We start from the raw sequence: 22,418 nt of genomic DNA on the forward strand, positions 1-22,418 counted from the left end.
AATGAATTTAGAAAACAATAAAAACAGATCATTTTTTAAGATCTATTAAAATAAATCTGATTAAGATTTTTAGAAGTCTAATTATAAAAAAGATACATATCAAATAAAAAGAACGTTTTTTATAATAAAGATCAAACATTTAGTTCAAGATCCTTAAAAACAAAACGTTAACAAACAATAAAAAGCACAGTTGCGATAAAAATATTTTATAAATACTTATAGAATAAAATTCTATAGCCACTATTTTTAATATAGGACAAACCCAATAAATAAAAAAATAGCCAATATGAAAGGACCCCCTTTTTTACTCAAAGATTTTATTGTTCGGTGAATACGGAATTATTAAAGACTCAAAAGGATTAGCTATTCCTTATAATTTTTATAATGGTGCCCTTAAGATAGATGCGAGTTCATCCGAAGAAGCCTTACAGTCCAATAAAAGTTTAAAGAAATTTACTTTCTATTTAAAAGAATTAGCAGAGGAACAACCTGATTTAGTAACTTTTAACATCACGGCATTAGAACAAGATGTTTTAAATGGAATGTATTTTGATTCAAGTATTCCACAAGGATATGGAGTAGGAAGTAGTGGCGCATTAGTAGCAGCTATTTATGATAAATATGCAAACAATAAAATAACCGTTTTAGAAAATCTAACACGAGAAAAATTATTACTACTCAAAACCATTTTTTCACAAATGGAGTCTTTCTTTCATGGCAAAAGTTCAGGCCTAGATCCTCTTAATAGCTATTTAAGCTTACCTATATTAATTAATTCAAAAGACAACATAGAGGCAACAGGCATACCCAATCAAAGTATTACAGGAAAAGGAGCTGTTTTTTTATTAGATTCAGGAATAGTAGGAGAAACAGCCCCCATGGTAAGTATTTTTATGGAAAAACTAAAAGAAGAAGGTTTCCGTAAAATGTTAAAATCTCAATTCATAAAATATACAGATGCTTGCGTTGAAAACTTCCTAAAAGGAGATGTAAAGTCACTTTTCACCAATACAAAAGAACTTTCAAAAGTAGTTTTAAACAACTTTAAACCCATGATTCCAGAACAGTTTCATAATGTTTGGCAAAAAGGAATTGAAACCAATGATTATTATTTAAAATTATGTGGTTCGGGAGGAGGAGGATACATCCTTGGTTTTACAGAAGATCTAGAAAAAGCAAAATCAGCTTTAAAAGATTATAAGTTAGAAATCGTTTATCAATTTTAGTTTAATATTAAGTTAGGAGTAAATAAACCTAAACTTTTAGCGATTCAATATTCAAACAAAATAAATGTTAACGCGTAAAACAAAATTTTTTTATTAAAAATCGTAAGTCTCATTTCCGTTGTTCGGGGGTATAATATAGCCATCATTATCCTGGCGCAATATTTTGCATCTATATTTATTCTAGCACCCGAAAAAAGAGCCTTAGACGTTGTGCTAGATTGGCGTTTATTCTTTTTAGTTTTTGTTTCCGCTTTAGTAATAGCTTCAGGCTATATAATCAATAATTTTTATGATTCAGAAAAAGATTTGATTAATAGACCCAATAAGTCCATGTTAGATCGATTGGTAAGTCAAAAAACAAAATTACAAGTATATTTTGGATTAAACTTTTTAGCAACAGCCATTGCTTTTATCATTTCTTGGCGCGCTTCTTTTTTTATGCCGTCTATATATTCCTAATTTGGTTTTATTCTCATAAACTAAAACGTTATTCGATTATTGGCAATCTAACAGCTTCTTTACTTACAGTACTTCCCTTTTTTGGAATCCTACTCTATTTTAAAAATTTTTACGCAGTCATCTTTGCCCACGCCTCTTTCTTATTACTATTGATTTTAATTAGAGAAATAATTAAAGATCTTGAAAATATAAAAGGTGATTTTGCTACTAATTATCAAACAATCCCCGTGCGATATGGTGAAAAGATATCAAAATATGTCATTACAATATTAGCCTTATTAACTATTATCCCCATTTATATTTTAATTGAAAAATTTAATGTAGGATATATGGAAATTTATTTTTACATAAGCATGATTGTTTTAATCATTTTTGTCCTACAACTATGGAAATCTTCAAAACATTCAGATTATATACATTTACATACTATAATGAAAATTTTAATTGTAACAGGTGTTTTTAGCATTATTTTAATAGATCCTTTAGTTATAGTACATAGTAAAATTTTATTTAACAGTTAAATATTTTTATTATACAATTTAAATTTCTAATTTACTGACTATCTTTGCACAAAAAATAATAGTTGCAATGATAAAAGGAAGAGGAAATAATAAAAGATCGAATACTAAACCTACTTTTGGTAAACGAGAAGGAGGGAATGCTAAACCTAATTTTAAAAAATCAAATTTAACAAATGGTAAGCCCAAATTCGAACGTAAACCCAAACTAGTTACTTCATTAGAAGAAGAAGAAATTCGCTTAAATAAATATATTTCTAATTCAGGAATTTGTTCACGACGTGATGCCGATATTTATATCCAATCTGGTAATGTAAGAGTAAATGGAGAAGTTGTAACAGAAATGGGATACAAAGTAAAAACAGGCGATGTCGTAAATTTTGATGGAAGTGTCGTAACCCCAGAAAAAAAAGAATACATACTATTAAACAAACCTAAAGGATTTACTACTTCAAAAGAAGAAGATTTAAATGCTAACAATGTTCTGGATTTAGTACGTGGCGCTACTAAAGCCAAATTACAACCTGTTGGACGTATGGATAAAACTACTACAGGATTGCTATTATTCACAAATGATACCGATATGGTACGCAAATTCACACAACCCAATCAGCGTTCCCCTAAAATTTATCAAGTTACATTAGACCGTAATCTAAAATATGAAGACTTAGAAAAAATCCAAAAAGGATTATACATCAATGAACATAAAATAATGGTAGATGAGGTATCTTATATCGAAAATGCACCCAAATCAGAAGTTGGATTACAAATAAAAACGGCCAATGTAAAAATTGTACGTTCTCTATTCGAATCATTAGAATACAATGTTTTAAAAGTAGACCGTGTTGCATTTGCAGGCTTGACAAAAAGAATCTACCTCGTGGAAATTGGAGATTTTTAACCAATCAAGAAATAATTAATTTAAAAAATATATAAGTTAAAGCCTCTAAAAGAGGCTTTTTGAATAAATGTATGTTACAGTATATCAAAAAGTTTAAATGGCTAATTACAGGATGCTTCTTTATTGTTTTAACAATAATTAGTTTACCTTTCTTATTCCCCGATTTTATTACTCAAAAAGTAAAAGAGTATGCTAATCAACACATAAAAGGAAATATCAACTTCTCAGATGCTCAACTTTCCATTATTGAACATTTTCCAGCATTAACACTTTCTTTTGAAGATTTTCAACTAACAGGAGCTGCCCCATTTGAACAAATTAATCTGATTAAATCAGACGAAATAGCATTTGGTATTGATGTTCAAGAACTTTTAAAAGGAAAAATACACATTAATAAATTATTTTTAGATAATGCAGAAATTAATGTATTAGTTGACAAAAAAGGACATGCAAACTACAATGTATACGAAAGCAAACCAAATAATCAAACAAAAAAGAAGAAGACACCTCTATTGAATTAAAACAAATTGCTATCAACAATGCACATATAAAATACAATGATGCCTCAGCACAAGTAATGGTAGACGCATTAGGTTTTGATTATTTTGGCAATGGAAGTCTAAAAAATAAAATTTTCGAAATTAAAACAAAAGCCAGTATCGAAGCTTTTGATTTCACTTTTAAAGGGGAAGAATACCTAAAAAACAAAAAAGTAGATGCCGATTTAGTAACCAAAGTTAACACACAATCTTTAGCTTTCGTTTTTCAGCAAGATAACTTAATGATTAATAAATTGCCCGTAGATTTTACAGGTAATTTTGACTTCTTGCCCAATGGTTATAGAATGAACTTTTTAATTAAAACCGAAAATAGCAATTTAGAAGACATTTTTACAGCCTTACCCCCTAAGCTAATTACTTGGATGGAAAAAACGACCCTAAAAGGAACAACAGATGCCGTTTTATCCCTGAAAGGTGATTTCATAACAGATCAAAACAAAAAACCCAATATGAAACTTGATTTGAATCTAAAAAATGGATTCATTCAATACGATGGTGCTCCCTTTCCTTTAGAAAAATTCAATACCGATTTACATATTCAATTACCTCAACTAAATCCAGAACTATTATCTGTTAAAATCCCTGTAATCCATTTTGACATTGGAAAAGGACATTTAAATGGAAAACTTGAAACAGTAGGACTTTCCAAGCCTAATATAAAAGCTAATTTAGACACCGATCTAGATTTGAATTATTTAAATCAAGCAATTGGATTTTTACCTGATTATCAGCTAAAAGGAAATTTAAAAACACATTTAAACATACAAGGAGTACTTGATACGAAACAAAACAAATTACCCTTAACAAAGGCCTTTTGCTATTTAAAAGATGGCTATTTAAAAACGCCTTTTTATCCTAAACCTATAGAAAAAATAAATGCTATTGTTGATCTAAATATAAAAAAGAACTTACAAACCACACAGGTAATATTAAAACCTTTACGTTTCTTTTTTGAAGGACAACCTTTAACCATTAAAGCTAATATTAGCGATATGACCAATGCTAAATACCAAGTTAGTGCCAATGGAGGAATTAATTTTGGAAAAATTTACAAAGTATTTGGTACAAAAGGACATACTATTGAAGGTTTTGCTCAAGGGGCTGTTTACTTAAAAGGAAAACAGAGCGATGCTCAACTAGGACATTATAATAAATTAATAAATAAAGGAAAATTTTATTTGAGTAATGTAAGAACTACCTCAGAATATCTTCCTTTACCATTTTATATCACAAAAGGAATCTTTACTTTTAACAATGATCAATTACAATTTACCAACTTTAATGCGAAATATGGTCACAGTAACTTAAAATTTAATGGATATGTACAAAATATCGTAAACTTTTTAACCCAAGACAAAGGAGTCCTAAAAGGACAATTTCAGCTTCAAGCCCCTTATTTAAACGTGAATGAATGGATGATGCCTGTAAACAATAAATTAAAAAGTAACACTTCAACCAAAGAAACAATAAAAGGAGTCGTTATGCTACCTAAAAATTTAGATTTAAATTTTGATGCGTCAGTAGATCGAATTTTATTTGATGACTTAAACATAAAATGCCTACAAGGCAAAACAAAGCTTAAAAATGGCGAAATTACCATTGCAAATGGTTCTTGTTTAGTAATTGATAGCCCCGTTATATTTGCAGGTAACTATAAAGCAAAAAACACCAAAAGAGCGCAATTTGGAATGGATCTATCAGTAGAAGAATTTGATGTAAAAAAAGCTTATAAAGAAATTAAATTATTTAGAGAAATGGCAACAGCTGCTGCCAATGCAGAAGGAATTATTTCTTTAAAATATCAACTAAAAGGCATTTTAAATGACGATATGTTTCCTATTTTTCCTTCTCTACAAGGAGGAGGTGTTGTAGGAGTCAAAAAGGTAAAATTAAATGGGTTTAAATTACTTAAAGCGGTAAGTAACTCAACAGGACACAGCGGTATTGATTCTGGCGAAGTAAATGATTTTGAAATTAAAACATGTATCCAGAACAACTTAATGGAAATAGATCGTTTTAAATTTAAAATAGCAGGATTTCGTCCACGTATAGAAGGAACCACCAGTTTAGACGGTAAGCTCGCTTTAAAAATGCGCTTAGGATTGCCGCCAATGGGTATAATAGGTATTCCCCTAAAAATAGAAGGAACCAAAGACAAACCCAAAGTAAGAATCGGATCCAAAGTAAATCAATTAGAAAATGAACAATATAAAGAAGAAGGGGAGTAAAATCCTCTTTTTTTTTATTACAATCACAACTAATTTTAAACCCTGATTACATCCCATCAACTAAATCAAGTTATAATGAATCATTTTGGCAAATGTAACACTACATACTTTATCCAACACTAGCTTCTATCGGGATAACAAAAAGCAGTCTATTTATTTTTTAAAAAAATAATCGTCTAGCTTGTCACTTCGACATAAGGAAGAGTCCCATCAACTAAAATCAAGTTATAATGAATTATTTTGATAAATGTAACACTATATACTTTATCCGATACCTTACTTTTATTGGGATAACAAAAAGTCAACTAAATAATAAGTTTTCAAACTTGATTCAGTACAAAGGTAGCTATAAAATCTTTTGAAGCTAAAAACAACCGCTTTTAGAAGCCAGTTTAGAGAAGTCAGCAATACAAACTTCGTCTTATTCAAACTACGAAATATCTTACCTAGCCCAACTTTTAAACTTGATCCGTTTAATTATGAATTTGCCTAATCATTTTAAGCAAAAAAAAAGCTTCTTATTAAATAAGAAGCTTTGTACTCAAGGCGGGACTTGAACCCGCACGAACTAATGTTCACTGGATTTTAAGTCCAGCGTGTCTACCAATTCCACCACTCGAGCGTAACCATTCTAGTAATAGAGCGAAAAACGGGGTTCGAACCCGCGACCTCAACCTTGGCAAGGTTGCGCTCTACCAACTGAGCTATTTTCGCAAGTTTAAGTAATATTATATAATATAAACATTTAAAAAACTTTCATTGAAAGCTTTGTACTCAAGGCGGGACTTGAACCCGCACGAACTAATGTTCACTGGATTTTAAGTCCAGCGTGTCTACCAATTCCACCACTCGAGCGTATTTATTAAAAGCTTATATTGTTATGAACGTATTTATTTATATTGTTATTTAAAACGCCTTAATAAATAAGGCACTTTGTACTCAAGGCGGGACTTGAACCCGCACGAACTAATGTTCACTGGATTTTAAGTCCAGCGTGTCTACCAATTCCACCACTCGAGCGTAACCATTCTAGTAATAGAGCGAAAAACGGGGTTCGAACCCGCGACCTCAACCTTGGCAAGGTTGCGCTCTACCAACTGAGCTATTTTCGCATTTCCTTAAAGAACATTGCCTTACTTCCGTATTGCGAGTGCAAATATACAACAAGAATCAGTATTTGCAAGTACTTGAATAAAAAAAAACAAAACTTTTTTTCAAATATTTCAATTTCAATTCTTTAAAGAACTATTTTTTACTAAGCATTCTTTTAATTTCATTTAACTTCATCAACGCTTCTACTGGAGTGAGCGTATTAATGTCTAAATTCAAAATCTCTTCTTTTATTTCTTCCAACAAAGGATTATCTAAATTAAAAAAGCTTAATTGCATTTCTTCTTGACTAGTTAAATCTTCTTTTGACACTTTCCCATTTAAAACCTCCGCGGAATGTTTTTTTCTAATTTTTTTAAAATTTTACCTGCCCTTTGTATCACTGTTTGAGGCATACCTGCCATTTTTGCTACATGAATACCAAAACTATGAGCACTTCCACCTTTTTCTAATTTACGGATAAACAACACATTATCTTTTAATTCTTTTACAGATACATTATAATTCTGAATTCGAGTAAACATTTCTGTCATTTCATTTAATTCATGATAATGCGTTGCAAATAATGTTTTGGGTTGCGCAGGATTTTCATGCAAAAACTCTGCAATAGCCCACGCAATAGAAACTCCGTCATAAGTACTAGTTCCTCTCCCTATTTCATCTAACAACACCAAGCTTCTATTGGAAACATTATTTAGAATGGATGCTGTTTCGTTCATTTCCACCATAAAAGTTGATTCTCCCATTGATATATTATCACTAGCCCCTACTCTGGTAAATATTTTATCTACCACTCCCATAGTAACAGCTTCTGCTGGCACAAAACTCCCCATTTGCGCTAACAGAACAATAAGAGCCGTCTGCCTTAATATAGCAGACTTACCTGACATGTTAGGCCCCGTAATCATAATAATTTGCTGCGTATCACGATCAAGATACACATCATTGGCTATATAGGGTACTCCTATAGGCAGTTGCTTTTCAATAACAGGATGGCGTCCATTTTTTATATCTAATTCATACGTATCATTCATTTTTGGACATACATATTTATTTTCAATCGCTTGCTGTGCAAAAGAAGTTAAGCAATCTAATTGAGCAATTAAATTAGCGTTATGCTGAACTGGTTTTACATAAGTGGCAACCCACGCTACTAATTGCTCAAACAGAGACACCTCTAACTGATGAATTTTTTCTTCTGCTCCTAATATTTTAGATTCATATTCTTTTAGTTCTTCTGTTATATATCGTTCTGCATTTACCAATGTTTGCTTACGAATCCATTCAGAAGGCACTTTATCTTTGTGTGTATTTCGAACCTCTATATAATACCCAAAGACATTATTAAAAGAAATCTTCAATGAAGGAATACCTGTTTTTTCGGATTCTCTTTTTTCTATCGCTTCTAAAAACTCCTTCCCTGTATTCGAAATGTTTCGCAATTCATCTAATTCTGCATTTATCCCTACCCCAATAGCATTTCCTTTATTAATTGCTACGGGTGCATCCGGATTTAGTGTATTTGCAATTTTTTCTCTTAATAACTCACACGCATGCAAACTATCCCCTATCACTTTTACGGCTTCTTGTGTACTTTTCAAAGCCAGTTCTTTAATAGGTTCTATGGCGTCTAAAGAGGATTTCAAATATATCAATTCTCTTGGAGAAACTCTTCCTGCTGCTACTTTAGAGATCAAACGCTCTAAATCTGATATTTGTTTTATTTGATATTGAACTTGACACAATAGATCTTGATTATCTTTAAAATAACCTACTACCTCATGACGCCCTTTAATTTTATTCACATCTTTTAACGGAAGTGCTAACCAGCGTTTTAACAAACGTCCTCCCATAGGAGAAAGAGTACGATCTATTACATCTAATAATGTTACGGCATTAGGATTATAGCTATGATATAGCTCTAAGTTACGAATTGTAAAACGATCCATCCAAACATAAGCATCTTCTGCAATACGATGAATAGAGGTTATATGTTGAATTTTATTATGTTGTGTTTCGGACAAATAATACAAAATAGCTCCTGAAGCAATAACGCCGTGCTCTAACTCTTCTATTCCAAATCCTTTTAAAGAATTTGTTTGAAAATGATTAATCAAACTTTCCGTTGCATAATCTTGCTTATACACCCAATCTTCTAGATAAAAGGCATGAAAGTTTTCACCAAAAATGGTTGTAAAATCTTTTTTATTTTGTTTAGGAACTAAGATTTCGCTTGGATTAAAATTCTGTAATAATTTATCTATATAATCAGAATTTCCCTCAGAAGTTAAAAACTCTCCTGTTGAGACATCTAAAAAAGCAACCCCTAATTGTTTCTTACCAAAATAAAGAGAAGCTAAAAAGTTATTAGATTTAGACACTAATACCTCATCATTCATAGATACCCCAGGAGTTACCAACTCTGTCACACCACGTTTAACAATCGTTTTGGTCATTTTAGGATCTTCTAGCTGATCACAAATAGCCACACGTAAACCCGCTTTTACTAATTTTGGCAAATATGTATTTAGCGAATGATGTGGAAATCCTGCCAGAGCTGTTTCACTTTCTGTACCACTTCCTCTTTTGGTTAGAGTAATTCCTAAAATACGAGCGGTACGAACAGCATCCTCTCCAAAGGTTTCATAAAAATCGCCTACTCTAAACAACAAACAAGCATCTGGATATTTAGCCTTAATCTCATTATACTGCTTCATTAGAGGGGTTTCCTTAGGTGTTTTAGCTTTTACTGACAAAACGTTAAATTTTTTGATTAATCGCGACGAATTTACTTATTTTGGCGTAATATTTGATCAAATATTTTTACATTTGTGTATAACTAATTACAAGTCAATTATGAAAAAGGCAATACTAACAGTAGCAACTATCGTATTTTTAGGAAATTTATCAGCTACTGCTCAAGAAAAAGCAAAAAAAGCAGCTTCAAAAGCAAAAATGGAAGTAGCTAAAAAAGTTGAAGAAACAAAATTTGAAATTACGAAAGTAGCTGGTCCTGGAATGTATGTAGAAAAAGAGACTATAGACTATGGTACAATTGAACAAGGTGCAGATGGAAAAAGAGAATTCGTTATTGTAAATAATGGTAACGAACCTTTGATCATTTCAAACGCTCAAGGTTCTTGTGGCTGTACCGTTCCTTCATTCCCTAAAGAACCGATTGCTCCAGGGGCAAAAGCTGTAATTGGTGTTAAATATGATACAAACCGTGTAGGCGCTATCAACAAATCAGTAACAGTTACTACAAATATGAAAGATAATCCTATAAAAGTATTACACATTACAGGTAATATTACAGCTAAACCTGCACCAACTAGCCCTTTAGATGCTAAACCAACAGGTCCAACTGCACAATAATCAAAATTTAAGATTTCATAGAAGGTGTTTGAAAAATCAAAATGCAACATCTTATCTATCACTTCGACCATAGGAGAAATCACATATCAGTATCATGTGATTTCTCCCTATGATCGGGATGACATCCTTGTAACCTTTTAAAACACCTCCTTTTTTATACTCTTTCTAATATCCTATTAGAATAATCATTTATTTCCTATTCAATATTAATCCAAATTCCGCATTAGGTTTGAACAAAGTAAATTGGCAAAACAAATCTATTTCACTTTATTTTTCTTCCAATTCAAGCAGACACTCAAACTTTACAGATTAAAATTTTGTATTCTATTTTATTCTAAAATTTCCCACAAACACCTTCTTTATTATTTCACAAAAATATGCCATACAAAAGACGTAATATTATATTACGGTTGATCATTTCAATAATTAGGAAAAGTTATATTATCAGCACTATCCGGATGTTATTCACCTATTTACTTCGTTGAAAGCGCTCTTTAATTGAAATAATAAGGTCTAATCTTTAAAGCAACCCAATTCAGGTCAAAAAATGAAATATTTTTTAAACTCAAAGTCTTTTTATTTACAACAAATTTTCAACCCAGATTTTGCATTAGACTTCGTTGTGAAACAAAATTTTTCAATAAATTCAAGTGCTCACGGAAAATTTTAGAAGAAGAAATAATGAACTATTTTGATGATTAAAATTTGAGTACGTGCTTGAATTGGAAGAAAAATAAAGTGGAATAGATTTACTTCGTCTATTCGCTACGCTCGGGTCTAATGCAAAATCTGGGTTTAATGCAAAATCTGGGGTAAAAATGATAGTACTTATTATTGAAAGAAATGTAAATTTGCCAGATGAGAAAGATAGAAAATAGCGAATTAGATCGCAAAACAATAGAAGAGTTTAAAGAAGCTCAAAAAACACCTCTGATTATTATATTAGATGACATCCGAAGCCTACATAATATTGGCTCTGTATTTAGAACTAGTGATGCTTTTTTAGTTGAAAAAATTTATTTATGCGGAATTACGGCTACACCTCCCAATAAAGAAATTCATAAAACCGCTTTAGGAGCAACCGAAACCGTTTGTTGGGAATATCACAAAGAGGTATTAGAGGTTATTGAAACCCTTAAAAAGGAAGAGGTAGAAGTATACGCTGTTGAACAAGTTGAAAATGCTATATTCCTTGATCAATTTAAACCTGAACCTACTAAAAAATATGCTTTGATTTTTGGAAATGAAGTTTTTGGAGTAAATCAAGATGCTGTAAAACTTTGCGACGGAGCTATTGAAATACCTCAATTGGGCACAAAGCACTCTTTAAATATCTCTGTAAGCACGGGTATTGTTGTTTGGGATTTATTTTGCAAATTAAACCAATAAAAAAAGACTGTCCGAAAAAATCCGATATTTATTTCGACAAAGGAAAAAATGAAGTGATTGACAATAGCTTTTTTTTCTAGCATAAAACTAACAATATTACTATTAATTTGTTTTTTTCGGACAGCGCTCGCCATCGTATTAGCAATTTAATTTTTCTTGTATTTTTCGCAAAATCGTTACATAATCTTCCTGTCTCTTTACAAAATCAAGATCTGAGACGTCTATTACTAAAACATTTAATCCTAATTGGGTTTTTATATAGTCTAAATACCCTTTGTTAATCTTGTCTAAATATTCCGCTGGTATTTCTTGTTCATAACTACGTCCTCTTTTTTTAATATTTTTCAACAATCTATCTGTATTTTGATATAGATATACGTATAGATCTGGTTTAGGCATTTCTTTATAAATAATATCAAATAAAGTCTTATACAAACGAAACTCATCTCCTTGTAAAGTAACCTTTGCAAAAATTAAGGATTTAAAAATATGATAATCAGCCACCACAAAATCTGCAAAAAGATCAAACTGAGACAAATCGTCTGCTAACTGTTGATAACGATCCGCTAGAAATGACATTTCTAAGGGAAAGGCATAGCGCCCTTGGTCTTTGTAAAATTTTGGCAAAAAGGGATTATCTGCAAAACGTTCTAAAACTAACTTAGCATTAAAATCAGCTGCTATCTTAGAAGCTAAAGTAGTTTTACCTGCTCCAATATTTCCTTCTATGGCAATATAGTTTAATTTATCTACATCAAACTGTTTAATAGGAGCTGTTAATTCTGCCATTACGTCACAAGAGCTAGTATCTGGACAATCTAACAACAGGCGATCTACGCTTTTAGACAAAACAGGATGTACCCATTCTACTCCAAGATCTTTCATAGGATATAACACAAAACGTCTGTTTTGCATGTGAGGATGTGGAATTATCAAATTATCAGCATTTAAAATCAAATCATCAAATGCCACAATATCTATATCAATAATACGGGGTTCGTATCCTATTTCTTTTTTTCTCTGACGCCCCATATCTTTTTCTATACCTCCAATTTTCCTTAAGACTTGTTCTGGTGTAAAAGAAGTATGAATAAGTACGGCACAATTATAAAAAGCAGCACTCTCAAACCCCCAAGCAGGTGTTTCATATAACTTAGAAACCTGTAAAACTAATCCAATTTTATCATGAATGAGTTGTATACAAGTCGTTATATGACTCAGTTTATCTCCTTGATTACTTCCTAAAGATAGTATTACTTTTTTTTGTATTCCCATGCTTGGCAAAGTAACTAAAAAGATTTGGAGAATAGAAGTATATTTGCATGTGTGTTAATAACTTATTTTTGCATGTAACTTTTTTAATATTTTATACACTAATTTATAAAAAACAAAACAATGAATTTTTTAAAGAATGTATTGGCAAGTATAATTGGCCTTTTTATATTTTGTATCATTTGCTTTTTTAGCATTATTATACTAGGTTCCTTAGTAGCTGGCGGAAAAGAGAAAATTGAAATCAAAGACAACTCCGTTTTGATCTTAAATTTAGAAAAAATAACAGATGATTACGCCGGAAAATTTAATTATGAGGACATGCCTTTTCTAAACGAAAAGGAAAAGGAGAAGGTCTTATAGACATATTAAAAGCAATTAAGGAAGCTAAGGAAGATAGTAGAATAAGAGGTATTTCTATTTTAAACAACACACTTCATTTGGGTGTTGCACAAACTAAAGCTCTTAGAGATGAACTAGAAAATTTTAGAAAATCAGGAAAATTTGTTTTAGCATACGGAAATACGTATTCGCAAAAAGAATATTATCTAAACTCTGTTGCGAGCACAGTTTATTTAAATCCTGTTGGAGAATTAGAGTTCAAAGGGTTATCAAGTGAGGTAATGTATTTTAAAGATTTTCAAGATAAAACAGGAATTAAAATGGAAGTTATCCGACACGGAAAATACAAAAGTGCGGTTGAGCCCTTTTTAACAAATAGTATGAGTCCTGAAAATCGCGAGCAAATTAGTCTTTTTTTAAATTCTATTTGGAATGCTGTTGTCGAAGACATATCTAAATCAAGAAGTATTTCCGTTACAGACTTAAATCTAATCGCTACGGATTTATTAGCACGCACTCCTGAATTAGCCAAAAATAGTAAGCTAGTAGACATAGTAGCCTATGAAGATGTATACCATCAAGACATCAAAAAGAGATTAAAAGTAGCACAAAATGAAGACTATAATACTGTAAACATTCTTGATTATTCAAAAGAGCTAGCTGATAAGGAAGAATTTGCCTTAGGAGAAAAGATTGCTATTATTTATGCTCAAGGCGAAATAGGCTCAGGGGAAGGTGATCTAAATACGGTGGGCGAAGGTTCTATGAAAAGATCATTAAAAGAGGCTCGAGGAGGATCAAGATATAAAGGCAATTGTACTACGCATTAATAGTCCGGAGGAAGTGCTTTAACATCCGATCTGATATGGAGAGAAATCGAATTAACCAAAAAAGTAAAACCAGTCGTTGTATCTATGGGAAATCTGGCGGCTTCAGGAGGTTATTATATAGCTTGTAATGCCCATAAAATTTTTGCAGAAGCAAGCACTATAACAGGTTCTATTGGTGTTTTTGGAATGTTACCTAATTTATCTGAAATCAGCAATCGTTATGGCATTAATACAGAAACAGTGGAAACACATAAAAACGCATCAGGCTATAGTGTTTTTGAACCAATAGATGCAGACTTTAAAAACTTCACACAAGAGGGGGTAGAAACCATTTATAAAACGTTTGTAAACCGCGTAGCTAAGGGACGTAAAATGAATTTTACTCAAGTAGATGCTATAGCACAAGGTCGTGTTTGGAGCGGTACCGATGCTCTTAAGATTGGATTAGTAGATAAAATTGGTGGATTAGATGATGCGATAGCCTACGCTGCTACTATTTCAAAAGCAAAAGACTATAGCACCATATCGTATCCTGAATTTGAAAAAAACTTTATTGATGAATTAGAAAAGAATGGATTTATGAGTTTCTTTAAAACACGCGAAGTTTTATTAAAAGAACAAATTGGTGAAGAAGGATTGGAAATGATAAATCAAATAAAACGAATGAATAATCGAAAAGGAATGCAGTTGATAATTCCTTACGAATTAAAAATAAATTAGCCTCTAATACAAAAATCCGTTTTCACATGAAAGCGGATTTTTTTATGTATTTTTGTAAATAAACTAAAAAGTTTTACAAGATAAAATTTCAAAAAGATTACAAAATGAAAAAGAAAATTTTTATAGGTATTGGAGCCTCTCTCTTTATTATAATAGGGGGTTTAGCCTGCATTCCATTATTTTTTAAAGATACAATAAAAAACAAAATTCAAGAAACCATTAATGAAAATCTAAATGCAAAAGTTGCCTTTGCAGATGCCGATATAAGTTTATTCAAAAGTTTCCCTAAAGCTACTATTTCCTTAGAAAAATTCATTATAATTAACCATGCTCCTTTTGAAGGTGACACCCTCGTTGCCTTTGACGAATTAAACCTTAAAATGTCTGTAACGGAACTTTGGAAGGACAAAAAGAACCTATGTCACTAGAAGCCATTAGCATTAAAAATGGATTAGCAAATATCCTTTTTAATAAAGAAGGTAAAGGAAATTTTGATATTGCAAAAAAAACGAACGAGCCTAGTACTAGTAACGAAAAAAAGGAACCTTTTTCAATGAATATCCAAAACTATGCTGTTGAAAACTTCCGTTTTAAATTCTATGATGAGCGTTCTAAAATCAAAATGGTTTTAGACAGTATACATCATAATGGAAAAGGGGATTTTGGCTCTCAAAAATTAGATTTAGAAACACAATCTATCGCCAAAGTGTCTCTTGACATGGATAAAATGAACTACATGAACAATGTAGTTATTACCTTAGATGCTGTTTTAGGAATAGACTTATCTGCTAATAAGTATACCTTTAAGGAAAATAAAGCTAAAATAAATGAACTCCCTCTTGAGTTCAATGGTTTTATACAAATGCTTCCTGAAGAACAACTTTATGACTTAACTTTTAAAACCCCCACCTCTTCTTTCAAGAATTTCTTAGGCCTTGTACCTGCACAATATGCAGGCAATCTAGAAACAGTAAAAACATCTGGCGATTTTACAATAAATGGAAAAGTTAAAGGAAAATTAAAAGAAAATATAATTCCTACTTTTAATATTGCTATAGCATCTAACAATGCTTCATTCCAGTATCCTCAACTCCCAAAATCAGTACGAAATATCATAATTGATACTAAAATAATTAACGATAGTGGCGCTTTAAGTGATACGTATGTAAATCTAGACCAATTATCTTTTCAGATAGATCAAGACGTTTTTAATGCCAAAGCTTCTATAAAAAATGTAGCAACCACCCCACAGGTTAACGCGGCTTTAAAAGGAACTATTAATCTTGGCAATTTTACAAAAGCATATCCTATAAAAATAGACAAACCGCTTTCTGGAATTTTGAAAGCAAATGTAACAACAGATTTCAATATGCAAGCTGTTGAAAAAAAGGAGTATGAAAAAATCAAAAATGCAGGTACTCTACATTTAACTGGTTTTAACTATACAGGCCCTGAAATGGCTAAACCTGTACAAATAAAACTAGCTGAAGTAAACTTTACAAATAGCCAAATTAAACTGAATCAATTGGACATGAAGACAGGTAATTCAGATTTAAAAGTAAGCGGTATATTAGAAAATTTTTATGGTTTTTTATTTAGAAAACAGACCTTAAAAGGTAATTTTAATATGGGATCAAACCAATTATATGTTGCTGATTTCATGGCTCCTGCTCCAACAAATTCAACAAACAAAACGGGTTCTAACACTTCTAGTAACGGAGAAAGTTCTTCTACTAAAAAGACAAAAAAAGAAGCCGTTAAAATACCTGCTTTCCTTGATTGTACAATTAGTGCCAAAGCAAACACAGTCGTATATGACAACTTGACACTCAAAAATGTATCAGGTAAGATGATGATTAAAAACGAAGCGATTTCCTTGCAAAACGTTAGAACAGATCTTTTTAATGGTATTATAGGTTTTAACGGACTTGTATCTACAAAAGGCAGTACTCCAACCTTTAATATGAATTTAAATTTAGATAAGGTTGATATAGGACAATCTTTTACTCAATTAAATTTACTAAAGGCAATTGCTCCTATAGCTGGTGCTATAACAGGAAAACTGAACTCCACTATCAAGTTAAACGGTAATTTAGATCCTATTGAATTAACACCAAACATTCAGACCCTAACAGGAGACCTACTAGGCCAATTACTTTCAACTTCAATAAACGCTAATAATTCACAAATGCTAACTGCACTGAGTTCTCAATTAAAGTTCTTAGATATCAAAAAAATCAATTTAAATGACATTAAAGCTAATTTGGCATTTGACAAAGGACGTGTAGTCGTAAAGCCTTTTAAAATAAAATACCAAGATATAGTAGCAGAAGTAGGAGGTACACATGGTTTTGACCAAAATATGAATTACAATATTAAGTTAGATGTACCCGCAAAATATTTAGGAGGTGATGTTAATAAATTATTAGCCAAACTAAGTCCTAATGAAGCTTCAAAAATTGAAAGCGTTCCTATTAGCGCATTGATGACTGGTAATTTCAAATCACCAAAAGTAACTACAGACTTAAAACAAGCAAGTACTAACTTAGCCCTACAAATTGCTAAATCACAAAAAGATAAATATTTAAACCAAGGTGTTGATGCCTTAGGCAGTATTTTAGGAGGTAACAAAAAAGGGAAAGATTCTACAAATACTAAAGATCCTAAAAAGAAGCTATCAAAAATACTGCTAACCAAGTTTTAGAGGGGCTTTTTGGTAGAAAAAAATAATATTTTATCTTTCAAAAAAAAGAAAGAGGCTATTGAAAAGATCTCTATATTGTCATTTTCAAACCAAGAGAGAAGTCATATAATTTAACCATCTGACTTCTCTTAATTTGAGAAATATTAATCATAGAGTTATTCCTTTCCAACAGTCTCTTTTTTTATACTATATAATTGAAAAATATATTACAGGTCAATCTTTACTACATAGCCTTCGTAGGTTCTAACATTAAAAACAGTATTATCTTCAAACAACAGATATTGTCCTTTAATTCCTTTTAAAACACCTGTATAATGGGGTGTTTTTTCTAAATTTAAACTCACCACTTTTTTAGGATACTCTAAAACAGGGTACTCAAATTTATATAATTCTTCTGCAACAGGCTTATAATATTCTTGTACTTCTTGCGGCAATATGGTCTGTAAATTATTACGTTCAGTCATTAAATCTACTTTAGGCACTTCGTTTTTCAACATACGTTGCCAGTTTGTTTTATCTGCGTATATTTTTTTCAGCGCCACTTCCGTAACTCCTGCTAAATAGCGATTAGGAACTTCAACAATAGGAACAGCTTCTATAGCTCCTTGGTCTATCCATCGAGTAGGAACCTGTGATTTTCTTGTTACTCCTACTTTTACTTCACTAGATAAAGCCAAATAGACTATATGAGGTTGTAATTGTACTTTTTTTTCATATTCTAAATCTCGATCTTCTATATCTAAATGAGCTTTACTCAACTCAGGTTTCATAATCCAATCTCCAGCTGAAGCACTTGCCGTAAAACAATCATAACAAAAACCTTGTCTAAAAACTTTTTTTTCTTTCCCACACTCTAAACACTGATAACCAAGATGTAAAAAGGTCATTGATTTACCTAATAATTGATTAAGATTTAAAAAAGAGTTTTCAAGAACTAGATAATATTCAATAGGACGAACAAACTCTGTTTGCATTTTAGTAAGAACACCTTGAAAAGTCATAGTAGATTTTTGATTTTAGACATTAGATAATCTTTTTTTTTCTATTTTAGCGTAAAGTTATAATTCAAAATTCAAAATTCAAAATTCACGATTATAATGCCTTTATCTATTATACATTCTATTGCCTCTTGGGTTTTAAAACAACGTATTCATCAGATAGAACTTTTTTTAAAATATCCAAATGAAGTACAAGAAGAACTGCTGATAAATTTGATTCGTCAATCAGAAAACACTGTAATAGGTAAAACTTATGATTTCCAATCTATAAAAACATATCACACTTTTCAAGAAAGAGTTCCTGTTTCATGTTATGAGGATTTAGAACCCTTAATTGAACGTACACGTAAAGGAGAACAAAATGTTTTTTGGCATCAGCCTATTAAATGGTTTGCAAAATCGAGTGGTACAACGAACGCAAAAAGTAAATTTATACCTGTAAGTAATGAAGCTCTTGAAAATTGTCATTATAAAGGCAGCAAGGACTTACTTTGCATGTACCTTAATAACAATGAGGACTCTCAGCTTTTTAAAGGAAAAAGTCTTCGTTTAGGAGGTAGTAAACAATTATATGAGGATAATAACACTTTTTTTGGAGACTTATCAGCTATTCTTATAGACAATATGCCTTTTTGGGCTGAATTTAGTAGTACACCATCCAACAGAACCTCCTTAATGAGTGAATGGGAAACGAAACTTCTAGCAATTGTTAATGAAACTAAGAGCGAAAACGTGACTAGTTTTGCTGGTGTTCCATCTTGGATGATGGTCTTACTTAACAAACTGATGGAGGAAACGGGTAAATCAAATTTATTTGACATTTGGCCTAACCTAGAAGTTTATTTTCACGGAGGTGTAAGTTTTGACCCTTATCGCGATCAGTACAAAAAAATACTTCCAAAATCTAATTTTAAATATTACGAAATATACAATGCTTCTGAAGGTTTTTTTGCCATTCAGGATCTTAATCATTCTAACGATTTATTGCTAATGCTTGATTATGGTATTTTTTATGAATTTATACCAATGGATACATACGGCACTCCTAATCAAAAAACGGTTCGTTTAGTAGATGTAGAACTTCATAAAAACTATGCTATTTTAATTACTACTAATTCAGGTTTATGGCGTTATTTAATAGGAGACACTGTTCGATTTACTTCTTTATCTCCTTATAGAGTTCGTATTACAGGTCGAACCAAACATTACATTAATGTATTTGGAGAAGAATTAATGATTGAAAATACAGATAAAGCACTAGCCAAAACATGTCAACTAACCAATTGTGAAGTAAAAGATTATACCGTTGCTCCTATTTTTATGAACGGAAAAGAAAAAGGAGCTCATGAATGGATTATTGAGTTTAAAACTCAACCTAAATGTATTGAGGAGTTTAGTCATATTTTAGACAAAACTATACAATCATTAAACTCTGATTATGAAGCTAAACGCTACAACAATATGACTCTAAACCCTTTAAAGATAAACATTGCACGTGAAAATCTATTTTATGATTGGCTAAAAGAAAAAGGAAAATTAGGTGGTCAGAACAAAGTTCCTCGTTTATCAAACTCTCGCGAATACATAGATAGTCTTTTACAAACGTTATAAACCCGAGAATATTAAAACATTGGATATTTTGTAAAAATTCACAAGGCTAGTCATTTAAAAAAATTATCTAAAAGTTGTTAATCCAACAGACTTATTAGTTGCATAAAGGCTGTCCAAAAAACTTAACTTACATCTTTTCTTGCTATAAGTTTATTTTTTGGACAGCTTATTTTTTTATGAAGCTATTTCTAAACGTTTAAGTAAATTCTTATTAAGAGTTATTTCTACGTACTCTTTATCTACGTTTAATTGCTTTTCATCTGAACTAGGTATTTCATACATAGCATCTGTTAGAATGGCTTCGCATAACGAACGTAAACCACGTGCACCTAACTTGTATTCTAATGCTTTATCTACGATATAATCTAGTGCTTCATCTGTAATATTAAACGTTATATCATCCATAGCAAATAACTTGGTATATTGCTTAATAAGAGCATTCTTAGGTTCTGTTAAGATCGCACGTAAAGTAGCTTTATCCAAAGGATCCATGTGAGTCAATACGGGTAGACGACCAATTATTTCGGGTATTAATCCAAAATCTTTAATATCTTTTGGAATTATATATTGTAATAAATTGGTTTCATCTATCTTATCTGTTTCTTTGGATGCACCAAATCCCATTGCTTGACGATTTAATCTTTTTGATATAATACGTTCTACTCCATCAAAAGCACCTCCCGCTATAAATAGGATATCCTTAGTATTAACTTCTACAAATTTTTGATCAGGATGCTTACGTCCTCCTTTAGGAGGAACATTAACCACGGTTCCTTCTAACAACTTCAACATAGCTTGCTGAACTCCTTCTCCTGAAACATCTCGTGTAATAGATGGATTATCACTCTTACGAGCAATTTTATCAATTTCATCTATAAATACAATACCGCGTTCTGCTTTTGCAACATCATAGTCTGCAGCCTGTAACAAACGGGTTAAAATACTTTCAACATCTTCTCCTACGTAACCGGCTTCGGTTAATACTGTTGCATCTACTATTGCAAGTGGTACGTCCAACATTTTTGCAATTGTTTTAGCTACTAATGTTTTTCCTGTACCTGTTTGTCCCACCATAATAATGTTTGATTTTTCAATTTCAACATCATCTCCATGATCTAACTGAATTAAACGTTTGTAGTGGTTATATACTGCAACGGAAATAACTTTTTTGGTTTGTTCTTGCCCTATAACATATTTATCTAAAAAGGCTCTAATTTCTTTTGGTTTTTGTAAAACTAAATCCGTTTCTCTTGATAAGCCAGTTGTTTTTAATTCTTGTAAAACAATCCCATGTGCTTGCTCTATACAATGATCACATATATGTGCGTCAATACCTGCAATTAGTAAATTGGTTTCGGGTTTTCTCCTTCCGCAGAAGGAACATTCTAAAATTTCTTTTGCCATTATTTAAGTCAAATGTCATAAAGTTTAAGGTTAAAAAATTGATTTTAAACTTTAGACGAAAAAATTATCTTCTTAATACTTCATCAATCATTCCGTATTCTTTTGCTTCATCAGCTTTCATCCAATAGTCACGTTCAGAATCTTTGTATACTTTTTCAAAAGGTTGTTTTGAGTGATGCGAAATGATTTGATACAATTCATCTTTCAATTTCAACATTTCTTTTAAGTTTATTTCCATATCGGTTGCTACTCCTTGTGCTCCTCCAGAAGGCTGATGAATCATGACTCTTGAATGAGGTAAAGCAGAACGTTTTCCTTCTGCACCTGCACATAAAAGGACTGCCCCCATAGATGCTGCCATACCTGTACAAATAGTTGCTACATCTGGCTTTACAAACTGCATTGTATCATAAATACCTAAACCTGCGTATACACTTCCACCGGAGAGTTAATATATATTTGAATATCTTTAGAAGCATCTACACTTTCTAAAAACAACAATTGTGCTTGAATAATATTGGCCATGTAATCGTCAACTCCTGTTCCCATAAAAATGATTCGATCCATCATTAAACGAGAAAAAACATCTAATTGCGAAATATTTAATTGACGTTCTTCAATTACATAAGGCGTCATACTACCTACTATTTTATCATAGTACATACTATTTACTCCATGGTGCTTCGTAGCATATTTTTTAAATTCTTTACCGTAATTCATTTATTATTAGTTTAAAAGTTTAAATGTTTAAAGTTATTATTCTTTAAACAG

11 protein-coding genes, 5 tRNA genes and 5 pseudogenes are annotated in these 22,418 nt (G+C 31.4%); 11 read left to right on the forward strand and 10 right to left on the reverse strand.

The window, feature by feature from the left end; genetic code table 11:
• Nucleotides 1-314: 314 nt before the first annotated feature.
• From JJC05_RS06445 to JJC05_RS06465, 5 genes and pseudogenes are all read left to right on the forward strand, one after another.
• Nucleotides 315-1,226, forward strand: a complete 912-nt coding sequence (locus JJC05_RS06445; RefSeq protein ID WP_235878827.1) for a mevalonate kinase family protein — start codon at nt 315-317, stop codon at nt 1,224-1,226.
• Between the two features lie 84 nt (nt 1,227-1,310).
• Nucleotides 1,311-2,206, forward strand: a pseudogene (locus tag JJC05_RS06450) (geranylgeranylglycerol-phosphate geranylgeranyltransferase).
• Nucleotides 2,207-2,273: 67 nt separating this feature from the next.
• Nucleotides 2,274-3,139 (forward strand): annotated as a pseudogene (locus JJC05_RS06455) (pseudouridine synthase).
• 36 nt (nt 3,140-3,175) lie between these two features.
• The gene (locus tag JJC05_RS06460; protein ID WP_235878602.1) at nt 3,176-3,625 is read left to right on the forward strand and encodes an AsmA family protein; all 450 of its coding nucleotides are present in this window, start codon (nt 3,176-3,178) and stop codon (nt 3,623-3,625) included.
• 56 nt (nt 3,626-3,681) lie between these two features.
• On the forward strand, nt 3,682-5,892 hold the full coding sequence (locus tag JJC05_RS06465; protein ID WP_235878604.1) for an AsmA-like C-terminal region-containing protein: 2,211 nt from the start codon (nt 3,682-3,684) through the stop codon (nt 5,890-5,892).
• 538 nt (nt 5,893-6,430) lie between these two features.
• Here the strand turns inward: JJC05_RS06465 and JJC05_RS06470 are convergent.
• From JJC05_RS06470 to mutS, 6 genes and pseudogenes are all read right to left on the reverse strand, one after another.
• Nucleotides 6,431-6,514: transfer RNA gene (locus JJC05_RS06470), tRNA-Leu, on the reverse strand.
• Nucleotides 6,515-6,533: 19 nt separating this feature from the next.
• Nucleotides 6,534-6,606: transfer RNA gene (locus JJC05_RS06475), tRNA-Gly, on the reverse strand.
• 57 nt (nt 6,607-6,663) lie between these two features.
• Nucleotides 6,664-6,747, reverse strand: a tRNA-Leu gene (locus tag JJC05_RS06480).
• Between the two features lie 81 nt (nt 6,748-6,828).
• Nucleotides 6,829-6,912 (reverse strand) — tRNA-Leu (locus tag JJC05_RS06485).
• Between the two features lie 19 nt (nt 6,913-6,931).
• Nucleotides 6,932-7,004, reverse strand: a tRNA-Gly gene (locus JJC05_RS06490).
• Between the two features lie 133 nt (nt 7,005-7,137).
• Nucleotides 7,138-9,758, reverse strand: a pseudogene (gene mutS / locus JJC05_RS06495) (DNA mismatch repair protein MutS).
• A gap of 100 nt (nt 9,759-9,858) precedes the next feature.
• Here mutS and JJC05_RS06500 point away from each other — a divergent pair.
• Entirely contained in the window at nt 9,859-10,377 is a 519-nt protein-coding gene (locus JJC05_RS06500) for a DUF1573 domain-containing protein (protein ID WP_088394039.1), read from the forward strand.
• 858 nt (nt 10,378-11,235) lie between these two features.
• Nucleotides 11,236-11,766 (forward strand): RNA methyltransferase, encoded by a 531-nt coding sequence (locus JJC05_RS06505; RefSeq protein ID WP_235878606.1) that lies wholly within the window; start codon nt 11,236-11,238, stop codon nt 11,764-11,766.
• Between the two features lie 138 nt (nt 11,767-11,904).
• On the opposite strand, the gene folK is transcribed toward JJC05_RS06505, so the two are convergent.
• Complete coding sequence (gene folK / locus JJC05_RS06510) at nt 11,905-13,041, reverse strand: 2-amino-4-hydroxy-6-hydroxymethyldihydropteridine diphosphokinase (protein ID WP_105195791.1); 1,137 nt, start codon at nt 13,039-13,041, stop codon at nt 11,905-11,907.
• Nucleotides 13,042-13,161: 120 nt separating this feature from the next.
• Here folK and sppA point away from each other — a divergent pair.
• The 3 genes and pseudogenes from sppA (at nt 13,162) to JJC05_RS06520 (ending at nt 17,634) form a co-directional block, all read left to right on the forward strand.
• Nucleotides 13,162-14,930, forward strand: a pseudogene (gene sppA / locus JJC05_RS06515) (signal peptide peptidase SppA).
• 104 nt (nt 14,931-15,034) lie between these two features.
• Nucleotides 15,035-15,358 carry an AsmA family protein gene (locus JJC05_RS18035; RefSeq protein WP_309597431.1) on the forward strand — a complete coding sequence of 108 codons (324 nt, stop codon included), beginning with the start codon at nt 15,035-15,037 and terminating at the stop codon, nt 15,356-15,358.
• On the forward strand, nt 15,349-17,634 hold the full coding sequence (locus JJC05_RS06520) for an AsmA family protein (protein WP_309597432.1): 2,286 nt from the start codon (nt 15,349-15,351) through the stop codon (nt 17,632-17,634). The genes JJC05_RS18035 and JJC05_RS06520 overlap by 10 nt, the downstream gene beginning before the upstream one ends.
• Before the next feature lie 206 nt (nt 17,635-17,840).
• Here JJC05_RS06520 and JJC05_RS06525 read toward each other — a convergent pair whose 3' ends face one another.
• Nucleotides 17,841-18,635 carry a DUF2797 domain-containing protein gene (locus JJC05_RS06525; protein ID WP_127823534.1) on the reverse strand — a complete coding sequence of 265 codons (795 nt, stop codon included), beginning with the start codon at nt 18,633-18,635 and terminating at the stop codon, nt 17,841-17,843.
• Nucleotides 18,636-18,731: 96 nt separating this feature from the next.
• On the opposite strand from JJC05_RS06525, the gene JJC05_RS06530 reads away from it, so the two are divergent.
• Nucleotides 18,732-20,243, forward strand: coding sequence for a GH3 auxin-responsive promoter family protein (locus JJC05_RS06530; RefSeq protein WP_105195788.1), 1,512 nt, complete (start codon nt 18,732-18,734; stop codon nt 20,241-20,243).
• 174 nt (nt 20,244-20,417) lie between these two features.
• Here JJC05_RS06530 and clpX read toward each other — a convergent pair whose 3' ends face one another.
• On the reverse strand, nt 20,418-21,647 hold the full coding sequence (clpX, locus tag JJC05_RS06535; RefSeq protein WP_235878608.1) for an ATP-dependent Clp protease ATP-binding subunit ClpX: 1,230 nt from the start codon (nt 21,645-21,647) through the stop codon (nt 20,418-20,420).
• Between the two features lie 64 nt (nt 21,648-21,711).
• Nucleotides 21,712-22,367 (reverse strand): annotated as a pseudogene (gene clpP / locus JJC05_RS06540) (ATP-dependent Clp endopeptidase proteolytic subunit ClpP).
• Nucleotides 22,368-22,418: the final 51 nt, after the last annotated feature.

It is taken from the genome of Flavobacterium davisii, from assembly GCF_019565505.1.
Taxonomy (GTDB): Bacteria; Bacteroidota; Bacteroidia; order Flavobacteriales; family Flavobacteriaceae; genus Flavobacterium; species Flavobacterium davisii.

Bases quoted from the DNA above. Each gene is read 5' to 3' on its own strand.
- JJC05_RS06500 (WP_088394039.1), top strand. From the start codon at position 9,859: ATGAAAAAGGCAATACTAACAGTAGCAACTATCGTATTTTTAGGAAAT.
- JJC05_RS06460 (WP_235878602.1), top strand. From the start codon at position 3,176: ATGTTACAGTATATCAAAAAGTTTAAATGGCTAATTACAGGATGCTTC.
- JJC05_RS06465 (WP_235878604.1), top strand. From the start codon at position 3,682: ATGGTAGACGCATTAGGTTTTGATTATTTTGGCAATGGAAGTCTAAAA.
- clpX (WP_235878608.1), bottom strand. From the start codon at position 21,647: ATGGCAAAAGAAATTTTAGAATGTTCCTTCTGCGGAAGGAGAAAACCC.
- JJC05_RS06505 (WP_235878606.1), top strand. From the start codon at position 11,236: ATGAGAAAGATAGAAAATAGCGAATTAGATCGCAAAACAATAGAAGAG.
- JJC05_RS18035 (WP_309597431.1), top strand. From the start codon at position 15,035: ATGAAAAAGAAAATTTTTATAGGTATTGGAGCCTCTCTCTTTATTATA.
- JJC05_RS06525 (WP_127823534.1), bottom strand. From the start codon at position 18,635: ATGACTTTTCAAGGTGTTCTTACTAAAATGCAAACAGAGTTTGTTCGT.
- JJC05_RS06530 (WP_105195788.1), top strand. From the start codon at position 18,732: ATGCCTTTATCTATTATACATTCTATTGCCTCTTGGGTTTTAAAACAA.
- folK (WP_105195791.1), bottom strand. From the start codon at position 13,041: ATGGGAATACAAAAAAAAGTAATACTATCTTTAGGAAGTAATCAAGGA.
- JJC05_RS06520 (WP_309597432.1), top strand. From the start codon at position 15,349: ATGTCACTAGAAGCCATTAGCATTAAAAATGGATTAGCAAATATCCTT.